The sequence below is a fragment of the Salinisphaera sp. SPP-AMP-43 genome, from assembly GCF_049568105.1.
Lineage (GTDB): Bacteria > Pseudomonadota > Gammaproteobacteria > Nevskiales > Salinisphaeraceae > Salinisphaera.
On the sequence record NZ_CP145335.1, the window covers coordinates 273917 to 288620 of the forward strand.

The following is a 14704-nucleotide window of genomic DNA, read 5'->3' on the forward strand; positions in this document are numbered from 1 at the left end:
AGCGCTAATCATCGGGGGGCAATGACCGTTCGGCGGATTGTCGGATAAAAAACTAGTTATCGCTCGGCACCCTGCGGCGTTGGGCAAGGGGCGACTGAATTTTCAGCCACGATTCGCGCCATGGATAGCGCCAGCACAGCGGGTCGGGTTGGGCGCCGGTGGTTGGAAATAAAAGCCTTGAAAGCGTGCGATGCCGGCCTTGGCCAGCAGGGCAAAGCTGGTTTCGGTCTCGACGCCTTCGGCAATCATGGTCAGGTCGTGGCTGCGCGCGACATCTACGATAGCGCGCAGTACGGCCCGATTGATCGTGTCTTGGTCTAGTGAGTGAATGAATGCGCCATCGATTTTAATACCGTCGACATGGACACGTTTGAGTAGGTCGAAGCCCTGGTAGCTGCTCGCGAAGTCGTCGAGCCAGACCTCGAAGCCGCGGGTGCGGATCTGGTCGATCAACTCTGGATACTGCGCGCCGAACAGGGCATCGCTTTCGGCGATTTCGAATACCAGCCGCCCGGCATGCTGCGGGTTCGCATCCAATCGGCTCAGCAGTACCGCATGAAAGCGGGCATCGGCTAGGCTGAAAGGATTGAGATTAACGCTGAGATAGGCGCTTTCGGCGAGACCCGATGTCGGGCTATCAAGCAGTTCCAATGCCCGTTCGACGACCCAGAGATCGATCTCTGGGGTCAATCCGAGCCGTTTGGCGGCCGGCAGAAAAGCACTGGCCGGTACGACGTCGCTGCCGTCGCTGCTGACTGCCCGGAGCAAGGCCTCGTGCCCAATGGGTCGTGAATCGCAGTCGACGATCGGCTGTAGATACAAACGGAAGCCATCGTTGTCCAGCCCACGCCGCAGGAGTTCGGCGTCGTCCGGTGGGGCTGCAGCGCTCTCGGCCCGGTCGGAATTCTGGAATAGCCGGTAACAGTTTCGGCCGGCCTCTTTGGCGGCATACAGGGCGCTATCGGCCTGGGCCAGCGAAGCCTCGGGGGCATCCAGGGCCGCATCCAGGGCTGCGATGCCCACGCTCAGGCCGACCCGGTACGTTCGCCCGTCGTAGACGAATTCCAAGGCCTGGATGCTGCGGATGAACTTGTCGGCGACCACCCGAGCGCCCTCGGCTTCGCGGGCATGTACGATCGCGGCGAACTCGTCGCCGCCCAGGCGTGCCAGGACGTCGCTGTCGCGCAATAGACCGCGCAGATTGGAGGCGACCCGGAACAGCAGTTCGTCGCCTGCGGCATGGCCACAATTGTCGTTGACTGCCTTGAAATGATCGAGGTCGAGATACATCACGAACGCCCGCAGCATGCCGCTGCGTACTCGCTGCCAGGTCGCGGTCAGGCCTTGTTGGAAACCACGCCGGTTCGGCAGCCCAGTCAATGTGTCGTGGCTGGCCTGATGAATGAGTTCCTCGGTATGGCGGCGAGCTTCGCTGATGTCCTGAAATACGAACACAGCGCCCCGGATTTCACCGTTCTCGGCGCGGATCGCCGATAGCGAGTCGGCGATCGGGATCAGGCTGCCGTCGCGGCGGCACAGCCGGGTGAAAAGCGGAACCTGGGCACAGCCGCCGTATTCGAGGACCGCCGGCAGCGGATGCTCGATCGGCTGGCCGTCATCTGGGTGATAGAACGTGATGCGATCGATGAATCGATGGTGGAGCAGGCTGTTGCGGGCTTCGCCGAGCAGATCGCAGGCCGCGGTGTTGGCTTGCTGGATGATCCCATGTCGGTCGATTCGGATGACCCCTTCGCCAATGGCCTCGAAGGTGATATTGGCCAGTTCGTGGGCCTCGAACAATTCGCGATGCTCGCGCCTGCGTTCGCTGATGTCCTGAACCTGGGCGATGAAATACAGCGGTTGGCCGGTCTCATCACGCAGCAGCGAGACATCGAGTTGGATGTCCACGGCGTGACCGGCCTTGTGGAGATAGCGTTTTTCTAGCCGATAGCCGAGAGTGTGCCCGGCCAGTAGACCTTCGGCCCGAGCCAGATCGTCTGCGAGGTCGTCGGGATGGGTGACATCCTGAAAGGTCAGGGCCAGCAGCTCGGTTTCGGAATACCCGATCATCTCGCACATGGCCTGGTTGACCGTCAGCCAACGGCCTTCAGGCGAGACCAGCGCGATGCCGATCGGGGCATTGCGCAGCGTCTGCTGTAGACGACGCTGGGATTGCTTGAGCGCGCGTTCGGCCTGCTTGCGGGCATCGATATCGGTGAGCGTACCGATGACCCGAACGCGCCCATCCTCGTGCCATGCCTTGCCGGCTTCGCGTACCCAAATCATTCGTTGTTCAGGCAAGCACAGCCGGTATTCGCAATCGAACAATGCACTGCGGCCATCGGTATGGGCTGCCAGCTTGTGCCGGCGTGCTGCGCGATCGGCGTCATGCATGAGTTGATACCATGCGGCGTGGTCGAGCCGGGCTTTCTGTTCGCTCGTCAGGCCCAGGCGCCGAGCCAGTACGCCCGACAGGCTGATTTGGTCGGTGTCCAGATCGAGGTCGATCAAGCTCAGGCCGGCGCTCTCGCTCGCGGTTTGCCAGCGCAGTGCCTGTTCGGCCAGCTGTTGTTCCAGACGACGCTGGTTCTGGCGCCTTTCGGTTTCGTCGTGGACGTCAAAAAAAGCGCCGGCCAGCAATGGGGCGTGCCCGGCTCGCGGCTCGGCACTGCCGATGCCCTGCATATGGCGTAACACACCATCGCTACGCTGCATCTGCAGCAAAAGATTCCAGCCTTGGCCCGTGGCTAGGGCGTGTTCGATCGCGGCCTGTACATGCGCCTGGGATTCGGGCGTCAGATAGCTCAGTGCCTGTTGCAAAGTAGGCCTGTGGCGCTCCGGATCGAGACCGTAGAGCCGGTATATGCCCGGTGACCACCATAGTTCGCTGCTGTCCGGGTCATACCACCACGTTCCGGCTCGCGCGTGGCGTTCGATGATCTCAATCGCGGTGGTCGGCATATTCGGTTCGGCTTGTGATTTACGGCCGGCGTCCGGCGGCTATCGGAATGGCCCGGCAGACAATCCGGATACGAAAGACTCGGTACAGCCGGATGAACTCGTTTCGGTTGCACTGAGCGATACGATCGGGCGCCCTGCCATGCGGCAGCATGGCAGCCGCGAGTGCGATCGTATTCCTGGCATGGGCAGAGCGCAGCAGGTCATCTCGCCCGGCCCCGGCCTTTTAATATGTATCCATTGCCATGGTAACGAACATAATCGGTGCCGCTCGATAAAACTCTTACAGCCGGCCGATTGGATCGAATGACCGGGGCCGCTGTTTAGCCGCGACGCTCGGCGGGCGGCGGTTGTTCGGCCGGCTCGCGGCGATACAAGACCGCCATACCTGTGGCCAGTGCCAGCCCGATCAGAAATATGGCAGCGAAAATCAGGAACGTATCGTGAAAAGCCGCTGTGATCCCGGCTAGGGCCTGGCTCGAAGGTGGGCCATCTTGGTATAGCTGGTGCAGACCGATGGTGCCACCCAGGTGGTGGGCGGCACGAATCTCCAGCAGCAGTGCAAGCAGATTCACGCCGAGCGTGCCGCCGAGCTGGCGGGCAAAACTGATCACACTCGAGCCTTGCTGGGTGAGCGTGTTCGGAAGCCCCCGCAGACCGCCGATATTCAGCGCCGGCATCATGATGCCCAGCGCCATTCGGCCAATGGCGACCAGCGCGGCCAGCAACCAGAACGGTGTCGTCGGATCGGTCAGGGCCAGGCCGAAGGTGCCCAGGGCGCAGCCGGCACAGCCGATCAGATTGAGGCGGTGCGCCGGGAACCGATCGGCCAGCCGTCCGCCGATCGGAAATATGGCCAGTAGGGTCAGTCCGGCGGGCATCATCACCAGCCCGGTGGTACTGGGCGACAATCCTTGTACGCTCTGGGCCAACAGCGGCACCAGATAGGTCGAGCCATACAGCCCGGCGCCATAGAGAATCGAGATGCCGCTCGCCAGAATGAATCGCGGATAGGCGAAAACGGCGAGCTGGATCAGTGGCTTGCGGGTTGTCAGTAGACGTGCGACAAAGCCGATGCTGCCTGCGAGCCCGGCCGCGACCAACAGCCCGCCGAGCATTGGATCGTGTTCGGACAGCTGGGTCAGGCCGGTCAGCAGCAGGCCGAGGGTGGCGGCCAAGAGGGCGAAACCGAACCAGTCGAAAGCGACCCGCTCACGGGCCCGGTGCTCGGGCAGGAAACGCCAGGCCCCGAGTAGCCCCAGGACACAGAACGGAATCGAGGGCAGAAACACGGCCCGCCAGGACAGCCAGTCGATAAGTATCCCGCCGACCGCCGGCCCGACTGCAGGCGCCAGTACCACTCCCATGCCGTATATCCCGAGTGCTCGGCCGCGCTGGGTATCGTCGAAGGCCTGGAAGATTATCACTAGGGCCAACGGTTGGATGATACCGGCGGTCGCACCCTGAATGATGCGGGATACGATCAGTACCGTAGTGTTCGGGCTCGCAGCCGCGAGCACGCAGGCCCCCATAAAAACCCAGAGGCACAGGCCAAAGGTGCGCCGCTGCCCCAGCTGTTCCATGATCCGGGCGCTGCCCAGCATGGTTGCGGTCATGGCCGCCAGAAAGCCGGTCGAGATCCACTGTGCGGCGGCTTGGCCGATGCCGAAATCCGCCATGATCGGCGGGATAGCGACGTTGACCACCGTCGCGTTGATCACGACCGCGATCGTCCCCATCAGCACAGTCAGGGCGATCAGCCAGCGATGGGGCGGTGCGGCTGGCTCGGTGGTGGGCTGTGGATCTGTCATGACCGTGGGTACCGACATCTGTCGAAGGGCAAGTGGGCGCCGCCGGGAGGCTTATTCGTGCGCAAACGGACCCTGTCGTCTAGCCCGGCGCTTTGGGCGAGACCCACACCCCGAGGCTCGAAGCGCGAACCGCACGCTTCGACAGCGTTATGGCGCTGCCACCACGGGTGTGTTGCATGGCGGCAACCCCGAGAGGTCGCCACCGTGCGTTCTGTGTATGCTGCACCAAAAGACCGGAAGAGCATGCCGCATTGTAATCACAACCGGCCGCCGCCGCGGGGGTGGGGGCAAACTCAGGATTAATCAGGATAGTGTTCATGGCGCGTGGCTTTCATGCTGACAGGTCATTATTTGATTACCGGCTTCAGCCAGGAGCGCCATGCAGACCGATCAATTCGTTGCCCATGTCTACGAGTCATGCCCGCAGCTCGCCCCCGACGTCGTGCACCAGTGCACGCTGATCACCCTCGACTCGCTCTGCGAGCAGCTGCCCAAGGACCAGACCAAACGCATGGCCGAGCAGCTGCCCGACGAGATCGCCGATGCGGTCCGGGCCGGCGGTGATCGGGCCGAAACGTCCTATGTCCCGATCTCGCTCGACGAGTTCTACGGCAAGATCTGCTTTCGTACCGAACTCGACATGGAAGACGCCCAGCAACTCGTCTCTGGTGTCGTTAGCGCTCTCGAAAAAGCGCTCGACGACGGCGAAGTCGAGGGCGTGAAGCTCGATCTGCCCAGCGAGCTAGATCAGCTGATGCAATAAGATAGAACAGGTGTATCCGGCTGCGGCCGGGTACGTCTGCTTGTCGCCTGTGGGCCGATCGGGTCGGCGGCAACCGCTTGGGCAGTAGCGTCTGCTTGGCGGCATATGGCGCTATGGCCTCGCTCAGAGTATCGCCGAAAGGATCAGGCGGGCTGCCATTGGAAAACGTTCCGAAAAAGCCTGTGAGGCAAACGCGGGTTTCAGGTCGTCCGGTACCGTGGCGAGATCGCGCTGCGCGGTGATATCGAACTGTGCTGCGCCCTGCATTGCCATCATCAGAACCGAAGCCGTCTCGCTGGCTCGTTCCAAAGAGGCACCGCTAATTCGAGCGATGACTGCGGCGACCCGGTCGCCATAGCCATGCATCGTGCGTTTGGCCTCGAACAATGGGGGATCCGCAACATTGGCCTCGATCACGGCGACCAGCCGTGCCAGAAGCGGTAAGAACAGGGGCACTTCCTGCGGTACACGTCCCATGAGTTCGGCCAGATTGTGTTCGGTCGCCTCCTGTTCGATACGGATGACCAGGGTTTCCAGGGCATCCACGAACAGCGCCAGAAATAACTCTTCCTTGCTGTGGACGTAAAGATAGAGCGTGCCCTTGGACAGCCCGGCCCGTCGTGCCAAGGCGCTCATCGTCATGCCGTCGAAACCGGTGTCGGCAATCATTTCCTGCGCTGCGACCAGAATCGCGGCGCGTCGCGCTTCCTTCTCCTTCTCGGAGCGCGCTCTTTTCTTGTTTTTTCTCAAGGTCATCCGTGGCTAGCCCTCACAATCGCGCAGTATCTTCTTGCGAGCCGACCATTGACCAATATATAACTGACCAGTAGTCATATAAAGTTAGGCTCAATCTGTAGCCGTTTAACGAACATCGTTTAAAGAAGTAGCTTGCCGGCGTGCTTCGCTGTCTGCGCCGCTGTCGGAGACGAGTATGCGACAAGAATACAGCCGATGGACGTAACGCATTGGACAGAAGCCGATATTCCCGATCTGACAGGGCGCCGTGCCGTTGTGACCGGTGCCACATCCGCACTTGGGCGTGAGATCGCGCGAGCTCTGCTGGCCAATGGCGCCGAGGTCATTCTCGCGGTACGTGATCGCGCCCGGGGCGAGGCCTTGGCTGCGCTCCTGGGCGCCCGCGATCCGGCGGTGCGGCCTGCTGTACGCGAACTCGATCTGGCGAGCCTGGGCTCGATCCACAGTTTTGCGGCTACGCTGATCGCCGAGGTCGACCGGCTGGATCTGCTGGTCAACAGTGCTGGCGTTGTCATGCCGCCGCTTGGCCGTACCGAGGACGGTTTCGAACTCCAGATGGGGACCAATCATTTCGGGACGTTCGCGTTGACCGCACGGCTCTGGCCGTTGCTCAAGGCAACGCCGAACTCGCGGGTCACGGTCACATCGAGTATCGCTCATCGTCGCGGCGGCCCGCATCTGGCTGATCTCGACTGGCGTCTGCGCGAATACGACGCCGGGCAAGCCTATAGCGACAGCAAGCTCGCCAATTTGCTGTTTGTCTACGAGTTGGACCGACGACGTACCGGAACTGAGCCCAAAGTCTGTGCCTGTCATCCCGGCTGGATCCGATCCGGGCTGCAGCAGCATTCCGGTATGGCGCGTTTTTTCAGGCCGATCAGGGGCATGCCGGCCGCGCAGGGGGCGCTCGCGACGCTACGCGCCGCGGTCGATCCAAACGCGGTATCGGGTGATTTTTTCGGCCCCGACGGGGTTCTGCAGATGCGCGGCTATCCGGTACGTGTCGAACCCGTAGAGTTCGCCAAAGATCCAGGGCTGGCCCAAGACCTATGGGAGATTTCGGCTGAACGGACCGGGATCGATTTCAAACTAAATGAGAGTGAGGGTGTCTTTGCCCTCTGAGTCGAATGGCCTCACCCGCAGACGCCTGCTGGCCGCTGCGAGCGCGGCGTTGGTGGTATCCAATGTGCCCTTCCAGGCGCAATCGGCCGTGCCCCGGTCGTGACAACCGACGTTGGCCGTGTACAGGGGCGGCGACTTGACGGCGTGGACCGTTTTCTCGGGATGCCCTATGCACGAAGTATCGCCGGCTGGAATCGATTCGCGCCGCCACAGCCGGTTGAAACCCTGGTCCGGGGTTCGCAAAGCGTTGCGCTATCCTCAATCCGCGCCACAGTCCTAAGATCAGAACTACTCGCCGGCGCCCCCGTTTTAACGCCGGCCGATAACGTCACGCCCGGCGACGACTGCCGTGCGCTTAATGTCTGGGCGCCGACCGATGGCTCGAAAGATCGGCCGGTAAGGGGCTGGTTGCACGGTGGCGGCTGGGCCTCGGGTAGCGGCCCGGCCCGATCTACGATGGGGCCAATCTGGCCCGTCGTGGCGACGTGGTCGTCGTCACGATCAATCACCGACTCGGGGCCTCCGGACTGACTGATTTGTCGCAGGTGCCGGGTGGCGACTTTTCGGATTCGGCCAATCTCGGCATCCGCGACCTGGTCGCTGCCTTGGCCTGGGTACGCGACAACATCGCTGCGTTCGGTGGCAATCCGGATCGGGTCACGATCTTCGGCGAATCAGGCGGCGGCTGGAAAATCGCGACGCTACTGGGCGTGCCCTCGGCTAAAGGGCTGTTTCCATCGCGCGATCATCGAAAGTGGCCCGCTCACGCGCTTCGTGGCACCAGAGCAGGCCGACGAACTCGCCCGCGCCGTGCTGTCCGCGCTCGAGATTACTCCGGAGACGGCTGACAAGCTACACGATCTCAGTTGGGAGCAGGTGGTCGCCGCCCAATCCCAGGTGCTGTCCGAGCAGCCGATGTCGATGCAGACCCCGGGGTTTCCGAGCGGCTTCTGGCCGGTGCTCGACGACCATCTGATTCCGGCGCATGTCGTCGATCCGAAGGCAGTACCGAGCAGCCGCGATGTGCCCTTGCTCATCGGCCAGAACGGCACCGAGTTCACGCTAATCATGCTGGGCGATACTGCCTATTCGCTCGACAAGGCTGGGCTCGAGCAGCGTGTCGAACACATCTTTGGCGCCGAGACGGCCGCGCCGATCCTGGCCAGCTACCGGCGCGATTTTCCGGACTACGATCTTTCGGGGCTATGGGTCCGGATATTTTCCGACTATGCCATGGGCACGCTGAGTTCGGCCGTTATAGAGGCCTGGACCATGTCCGATGCCGCGCCTGTCTATAGCTATCGCTTCGACTGGCAGACGCCGATTGACGGCGGCAAGCTTTATTCCCCGCACACGATCGAAATCCCGTTCGTGTTCGCCAATGCCAATGTACCGGCAGGGCAGGTGATGACCCAAGGCGGGCCCGAGGTCGCCGATTTGGCCGAGACCGTGTCCAGCGCCTGGGTCGCGTTTGCTCGACACGGTCGGCCGTCGGCACCGGGGCTGCCCGATTGGCCGGCGTACACCCAACAGCGCCAGAGCATGCGCATCAATACCCGAAGCCGGGTCGGGCCGTATATGGATCCGGATATGGACGAGCTGTTCCACAACAAGCTCTGGAAGGCGGCCGGGCTGGCTTGAGCCGGTTGATCTCCAACCAAACACTGCGGCTGCCCAGACAGCCATGCGGCCGCATGGTCTAAGGCGGCCAGTTTGTTGCAACCAGCATGTTCGACCCGGTCGAATCGTCGGAGCGGTTCGTCGATCCCATAGCGGGCTGGGTTACACGGCCGGGCGTGAGCCGTCCGCCTTAGGTACCCCACCCCGGTTGGCGGCCAGGTCGGTCATGACGTGCAGCGCTGCTTTGCGGCAGCCAACCGTTCGGGCTGCATCACAGCTCTCTGCTCATCCTTAGGGCGATGTTGCACGAACCGGCGGCATGCGCGGCGTTGCATGCAGGCTGGCCTGGGTTCTGTGCGCTCGGCGCTTGGCAGGCCAGGGCTGTCGAGTGCCGACCAGGCCGCCGCCGTTAGGTGCCAGCGCTGGGCCCGCGCGCTTATGGATGCCGAGCGTTGGGGACGTTCGGGGGCTCGCTCGGTGTCTTTGGCGCGGTTGCGGCAGTACCCGGGCGGGTGTCGATCGTCGTGATCGCACATGGCAAACGAGAAACGCTCGTGCGATCTATAGACCGAGTTCGCTCAGGCCCGGCTGATCGTCGGGGCGTGGCCCCTGGGGCCAGTAATACAGCCGCTCGGAGTCGGCGATCGGTAGGTCATTGATGCTGGCCAGGCGCTGTGCCATCAAGCCGTATGCGTCGAACTGCCAGTTTTCGTTGCCGTAGGCGCGATACCACTGGCCCGAGTCGTCGCGATATTCATAGGCAAAGCGTACCGCGATACGGTCTTCGCCGAACGCCCACAGTTCCTTGATCAGCCGGTAGTCGAGTTCGCGGCGCCATTTGCGGGCGAGAAAAGCCTGGATTTCGTCGCGGCCGCTCAAAAATTCTGTGCGATTGCGCCATTGGCTGTCGGGGGTATAGGCAAGCGCGACCTTGGCTGGATCGCGGCGGTTCCAGGCGTCCTCGGCCAGGCGTACTTTTTGGATTGCGCTTGCCAGCGTAAACGGAGGGACGGGCGCTTTGTTTTCCATGCCTGATTGGGGCGAGCGGGCGGCCAATGGCCCGATGGTAGCGGGGCCGAGCATCGCTGTCTGCCAAGCAGGGCTCGTTGATGCCTGCAAGAGGCTCGGGAGGTACTTAAAACAAGCAGAAAACGTTGTTCAGCGCCGTGGTACTGCTTAAGACGCGGCAAATACGGTATGGCTGTTGTGTGGCGCAGGTCGGGCGGGTGCCCTGGCCGTCGGCCTCCAAGCCGCTCCAAGGCCCGTTGGGCAGTCTGGTCTCGAGCGATCGCGGCCTGCGCCGAACAAGCCTAGCCACGTTATGGAACCCGCGGTTCACCGACGGACTGATCTCGGGGAATAACGCACGGTAGTGCCCGTGGTGCCTGTTGTATAACGCGGCTCGGGGCGGCGTCGTACGAGGTTTCGGCAGTAGATCGCCCGAATGACCGCGCCGCCTAGAATGCTCGGGGAATAGCCCGGTACCGATGAGTCGGGTACCGGGCGGTTTGTTGCGCGTGTATTAGGACGCGTCGTCGCGAGGCATGCCGTCACCCACAGGCCCACGGCCCTGTGTCGGCTATCCGGCGTTATCGTTCGCTCACGTGGCTACGCCACGCTCACGATGCCTTGGCCTGCCACTACAGGACCGCGGCGGTGTGCCTCGTGACGACGCGCCCTAAGACAGTCGCGCTGGATACGGAATGCCTTATCAACCGGGCGCCGGATAGAAATCCCGGTCCGATGCGACCCCGGCAGCATGTGGCGTGGCCGCGTCGCCGGGGGCCGGAGCGTCGCTTTGCTCGAGCCGGAACCCCGAGACCAGCTGCTGGAGCCGATCCGTCTGCTCGTGCATGGATTGTGCGGCAGCAGCGGCCTGTTCGACCAGCGCGCTGTTTTGCTGCGTGTTCGAATCCAGATCGTTGACTGCCTGGTTGACTTGTTCGATACCGCGACGCTGTTCTTCGCTGGCGTTGCGGATCTCTTCCATGTACTGCGTCACGCGGCGGATTTCGTCGACCACGCCTTGCATGTGCTCGCCGGCCCGTTCGGCCAGTTGCGCGCCGCGGCCGACTTTTTCGTTCGAGCCTTCGATGAGCTCGCGGATTTCGGTTGCCGCATCGGCCGAGCGTTTGGCCAGGGCCCGGACTTCTTCGGCCACCACTGAAAAGCCACGGCCGTGTTCGCCGGCCCGGGCGGCTTCGACCGAGGCATTCAAGGCCAGAATGTTGGTCTGGAAGGCGATGCTGTCGATCATGGACAGAATGTCCACGATCTGCTGAGACGAGCGGTTGATGTCGTCCATGGTCGTGACGACTTCGCCGACCACTTCGCTGGCCTTGCCGGCCCGGGTCGATGTTTCGATCACGACTGCGTTGCCCTGTTGGGCGCGTTCGGCGTTGTGGGCTACGGTAGTGGTCAATTCCTCCATCGAGGCCGCGGTTTCCTGGACCGCGCTGGCCTGGTTTTCGGTCCGACCCGATAGGTCCATATTACCGTCTGCGATCTGGCGTGCGGCTCCGGCCAGTTCGCCGCTGGCCTCGGAGACCTGTTTGAGCATCGACTGCAGGCGCTCGACGAAGCGATTGAAGCTGGTCGAGACCGCCTCGAATTCGAGGCCGCCATTGACCGGCAGCCGACGGGTCAGGTCGGCATCGCCCGAGGCCAGTTCTTCGATACCGCTCTGTAGCCGGCCGATGCGCTGCATGATCATGCGCAGCCCGAGTACCACGAAGGCCAGGAACAGCAGAGCCAGTGGGATCTGAGTCCAGCCGAGGCGCGACAGTACTTCGCTGCTCTTGGCCATTAGAAGAGGGGTCGGTACGGCGCTGGCCAATACCCAGGGGGTGTTTTCGATCGGACGCAAGAACAGGGTTTCGTCTTCGCCGTTGGCCTCGAAGCTGGTCTTGGCCGGCTGGGCGCCGTCAGTGCCCGAGGTGCCGAGCGCCTTGGCTACGGCCACGGCCATCGGCGACCGGCTGGCCAGACCGGAAAGTTTGTCGAGCACGATCGGTCCGTCGATCCGAGTGCTGTTGCTGACGATCGTGCCGTCCTTTTCGACGATCAGGATTTGGCCCTGGATCTGCTTTTCCATATCGGCGACCAGGCCATTGAAAAAGCCGAGTGTGACGTCGATGGTGGCCACGCCCCAGCGCTGGCCATCGCGGAAAATGCTCATCGCACAGTTGGTGCGCGGCTCCGGGCTGGCATCGTCTTTATAGGCCTTGGCCCAGGCGCACTCGCCCTTCGGGGCGGCCAGGCCGTGCTTGTACCAGGGCTGCTCGAAGTATTTGTCGGAGTCGGACGTATTCCAATAAGTATTGAGCGTCAGACGGCCGCTGCTGTCGCGGTTGAAGAATGTGCTGTCGCGCTGGCGGCTCGGGTCGCGCTTATAGGGCAGGGGCCAGATACCGCCGCCTGAAATACTGGTATCGCCGTACTGATCGACCAGCGAAGGCAGGACCGGTTGGATCTGGTCGTTGTCCAGACTCGCGACCGTTTCCGTGATGGTGCGCATCTGGGCGTTCACCCGAGCCAGCCGTTGCTGGATGGTGTCGGCGATGTTGCCGACGCGCTCGGAGACGATAGTTTCGGACTGGTGCCGTAGTTCGGGCGCGATATAGCTTTCGATGACCGCAACGGTCACCCCGGTGAGAAGTACGAAGAACGCTACGGCGAAGACCGTATAGCGAACTTGGAGGGATTTGAGCCAGCCCATGATCTCGTCGACTCCTGGCAAATAACGATGAAAAGCGTTATCGGCAGGCATCGGCCATAATTTAGATCTTTGCGTGAGTAAAAGGCTGTGTTGTATACACTCGTTTGTTATAGCCGCTGGCGCTGGCTGCGACTGGAATGCGTTCCGAAGTCCGAAATAAAGGACATACGAATACCAGAAGCGCCTATGGTTCTATTTTTTTAAAATAGATTAATAAAACGGCGGTTTTCGGGCGCGCTAGGCAATATTTTGTAACGTGGTCCGATACGGTGTGTATGGCGTTGGCGCGGGGCCGTAGCGCATCAACGGTGGCGCGGTTATCGCGCGAGCCAGGGTATAGGCCATGCTCAAGTTGTCGCTTTATCCCTCGGCGTTTTCGATACGCACCGACGTCACGCCGTCGAGTTCACCCAACGAAATGAACAGAGGATGGGGGGATGAACGACCGGCGACATGCAGTGTGGCGCGCGCGGTATCGGTGGCTTCGATGCCGGCTTCGGCCATGGCCTCGGCCAGATCGACCGGCAGCCAATCGTGCATCAGCCGATCCATGCCCGGCGCGATCCAGGGGGCGGCCGCTACCGCCGACGTCTTTCGCCGGTGGTCGCTGAAGTTGGTGAGACGGTCGAAGTGTATGTCAGTGGCGGCTTCCGAACCGGCCGCCATGTGCTGGGCGCGATGGGCGCCAGGGCAGCCGTTATCGGCTGGCCGGCGCTCTGGGCGTTGGCGATCGGTGGCGATGCTGGGTTGCTGCCGAGCTTATGAACCGCGGGCGGCTGATGCCGACAGCGGATATGCCTGGCGTTTGACCGGGTCGGCGGCCATCGCCTGTGCGAGCGCTTTGGGATGGCTCAGGGCATAGTCGACCACGGCATGGGCGACTCGATAGGCATTGGTGATCGCGATTTGGCCGCCGGGGTACTGGCCAGCGGCCAGCATGGCGTGGGCCGTCTGCTCCGCGGGCGGCTGGTCGAAATCGCTGATCGTACGAACGCTGGCATAGCGCGACAGCAGGCCACGGCGCAGCAGGGCCCCGGCATCGCCGGTTTCTTCCATCGCGGTGCTGGCATAGTGGCTGGCGTGGTCGCTGTAGCGAGCGACGATACGCCCGGCCAGTTCGGATAGCGCCTGGCCCGACCAATAGTCGTCGCCGCTGATCGTGGCGCCGACTGTAATCGTCGGTTGACGCTGCTCTTGGCCAGGATATTTCTTCCGGTCGGCACGGGCGCTCGGGTCGTCGGCCAGTTCGGTGTTTTGACTGGCTTTTTGGGCCAGTGCGAGCAGTTTTGGATTGAGCTGGAAGGCATGGGTATCGATGGCTGGCTCGGTGGGCGACAACGGCCGATAGATCGGTTGCGACTGACCGTGGGAAGTCGCACTCAGATGATGGCCGAGATCCCAGGAGACGACCCAGTCGCTCCAGACCGCGCCGCCAAGCGTATTGGCGCCGTCCGGCGGCCCTCCGGCAATGCCGGCACGCAGGAAAAACGTCTGCCCCAGATCGAGTTTGTCGCTGGCCAGGAGTGCGGCCATGCTGGTTGCGGTGTTGACCTCGCCGATGCCGGTCTCGGTAACACACACGCGACGCGAGTCGCACCAAACAGGTGCATAGGCGCCATCGATATCGATCGGTTCGGCTTCCGGCATATGCTCAAGCCACGGCGCGAGTTCCGGTGGAAACGCCGTGAGCACCAGTACTCGAACCGGTTCGCCGGCCTGGGCCGCCAAGCTGGCGACCAGCCATAGCGTCAGAAGAACGAACGCGCGAAACCTATTGCGAGACAAACCATCCATAGAGCATGGCGGGCCGAGCCCGGGATAACGATTGGTGCGGTTGTGCAGGCAAGATTCCGGCCACGAGCCGGTACACAGGCTCCGTAGGCCTGCGGATAGACGCGCCGCGGGTCGACTTCGAGACTGGGCGCAGTTTCTAGATCACGAAAAAGACAAGGCAAC

General features: G+C 62.4%; 13 protein-coding genes. 6 read left to right on the top strand and 7 right to left on the bottom strand.

Translation table 11 applies throughout. The features are described 5' to 3' along the window. Positions 1-102 precede the first annotated feature (102 nt). Both V5738_RS01125 and V5738_RS01130 read right to left on the bottom strand, forming a co-directional pair. Positions 103-2961, bottom strand: a complete 2859-nt coding sequence (locus V5738_RS01125; protein WP_423822556.1) for an EAL domain-containing protein — start codon at positions 2959-2961, stop codon at positions 103-105. A 320-nt stretch (positions 2962-3281) separates the two neighbouring features. Next, positions 3282-4769, bottom strand: a complete 1488-nt coding sequence (locus tag V5738_RS01130; RefSeq protein ID WP_423822557.1) for a DHA2 family efflux MFS transporter permease subunit — start codon at positions 4767-4769, stop codon at positions 3282-3284. Positions 4770-5148: 379 nt separating this feature from the next. Here V5738_RS01130 and V5738_RS01135 point away from each other — a divergent pair, with 379 nt between their 5' ends. Further along, the gene (locus V5738_RS01135) at positions 5149-5532 is read left to right on the top strand and encodes a DUF2267 domain-containing protein (RefSeq protein WP_423822558.1); all 384 of its coding nucleotides are present in this window, start codon (positions 5149-5151) and stop codon (positions 5530-5532) included. A gap of 123 nt (positions 5533-5655) precedes the next feature. Here the strand turns inward: V5738_RS01135 and V5738_RS01140 are convergent, their stop codons facing one another. After that, the gene (locus V5738_RS01140; RefSeq protein WP_423822559.1) at positions 5656-6288 is read right to left on the bottom strand and encodes a TetR/AcrR family transcriptional regulator; all 633 of its coding nucleotides are present in this window, start codon (positions 6286-6288) and stop codon (positions 5656-5658) included. Positions 6289-6483: 195 nt separating this feature from the next. On the opposite strand from V5738_RS01140, the gene V5738_RS01145 reads away from it, so the two are divergent. From V5738_RS01145 to V5738_RS01160, 4 genes are all read left to right on the top strand, one after another. Continuing rightward, positions 6484-7410, top strand: coding sequence for an oxidoreductase (locus V5738_RS01145; protein WP_423822560.1), 927 nt, complete (start codon positions 6484-6486; stop codon positions 7408-7410). Between the two features lie 144 nt (positions 7411-7554). Beyond that, a complete protein-coding gene (locus V5738_RS01150; RefSeq protein WP_423822561.1) occupies positions 7555-7941 on the top strand; it encodes a carboxylesterase family protein in 387 nt (128 codons plus the stop codon). Next, complete coding sequence (locus V5738_RS01155; RefSeq protein WP_423822562.1) at positions 7896-8258, top strand: carboxylesterase family protein; 363 nt, start codon at positions 7896-7898, stop codon at positions 8256-8258. The genes V5738_RS01150 and V5738_RS01155 overlap by 46 nt, the downstream gene beginning before the upstream one ends. Continuing rightward, on the top strand, positions 8158-9051 hold the full coding sequence (locus tag V5738_RS01160) for a carboxylesterase family protein (protein ID WP_423824220.1): 894 nt from the start codon (positions 8158-8160) through the stop codon (positions 9049-9051). Before V5738_RS01155 ends, V5738_RS01160 begins: the two co-directional genes overlap by 101 nt. Positions 9052-9591: 540 nt before the next feature. Here the strand turns inward: V5738_RS01160 and V5738_RS01165 are convergent. The 3 genes from V5738_RS01165 to V5738_RS01175 form a co-directional block, all read right to left on the bottom strand. Further along, the gene (locus V5738_RS01165; protein WP_423822563.1) at positions 9592-10059 is read right to left on the bottom strand and encodes a DUF1348 family protein; all 468 of its coding nucleotides are present in this window, start codon (positions 10057-10059) and stop codon (positions 9592-9594) included. A 682-nt stretch (positions 10060-10741) separates the two neighbouring features. Next, positions 10742-12799, bottom strand: coding sequence for a methyl-accepting chemotaxis protein (locus V5738_RS01170; protein WP_423822564.1), 2058 nt, complete (start codon positions 12797-12799; stop codon positions 10742-10744). A gap of 309 nt (positions 12800-13108) precedes the next feature. Continuing rightward, positions 13109-13288 carry a hypothetical protein gene (locus V5738_RS01175; protein WP_423822565.1) on the bottom strand — a complete coding sequence of 60 codons (180 nt, stop codon included), beginning with the start codon at positions 13286-13288 and terminating at the stop codon, positions 13109-13111. Between V5738_RS01175 and V5738_RS01180 the strand changes: the two genes are divergently transcribed. Further along, a complete protein-coding gene (locus tag V5738_RS01180) occupies positions 13283-13513 on the top strand; it encodes an alpha-hydroxy-acid oxidizing protein (protein ID WP_423822566.1) in 231 nt (76 codons plus the stop codon). The genes V5738_RS01175 and V5738_RS01180 overlap by 6 nt on opposite strands. Here the strand turns inward: V5738_RS01180 and V5738_RS01185 are convergent. Beyond that, complete coding sequence (locus tag V5738_RS01185; RefSeq protein ID WP_423822567.1) at positions 13508-14542, bottom strand: purine nucleoside permease; 1035 nt, start codon at positions 14540-14542, stop codon at positions 13508-13510. The genes V5738_RS01180 and V5738_RS01185 overlap by 6 nt on opposite strands. Positions 14543-14704 lie beyond the last annotated feature (162 nt).

Bases quoted from the DNA above. Each gene is read 5' to 3' on its own strand.
- V5738_RS01125 (WP_423822556.1), bottom strand. From the start codon at position 2,961: ATGCCGACCACCGCGATTGAGATCATCGAACGCCACGCGCGAGCCGGA.
- V5738_RS01130 (WP_423822557.1), bottom strand. From the start codon at position 4,769: ATGACAGATCCACAGCCCACCACCGAGCCAGCCGCACCGCCCCATCGC.
- V5738_RS01135 (WP_423822558.1), top strand. From the start codon at position 5,149: ATGCAGACCGATCAATTCGTTGCCCATGTCTACGAGTCATGCCCGCAG.
- V5738_RS01140 (WP_423822559.1), bottom strand. From the start codon at position 6,288: ATGACCTTGAGAAAAAACAAGAAAAGAGCGCGCTCCGAGAAGGAGAAG.
- V5738_RS01145 (WP_423822560.1), top strand. From the start codon at position 6,484: ATGGACGTAACGCATTGGACAGAAGCCGATATTCCCGATCTGACAGGG.
- V5738_RS01165 (WP_423822563.1), bottom strand. From the start codon at position 10,059: ATGGAAAACAAAGCGCCCGTCCCTCCGTTTACGCTGGCAAGCGCAATC.
- V5738_RS01170 (WP_423822564.1), bottom strand. From the start codon at position 12,799: ATGCCTGCCGATAACGCTTTTCATCGTTATTTGCCAGGAGTCGACGAG.
- V5738_RS01175 (WP_423822565.1), bottom strand. From the start codon at position 13,288: ATGCACGATTGGCTGCCGGTCGATCTGGCCGAGGCCATGGCCGAAGCC.
- V5738_RS01185 (WP_423822567.1), bottom strand. From the start codon at position 14,542: ATGGATGGTTTGTCTCGCAATAGGTTTCGCGCGTTCGTTCTTCTGACG.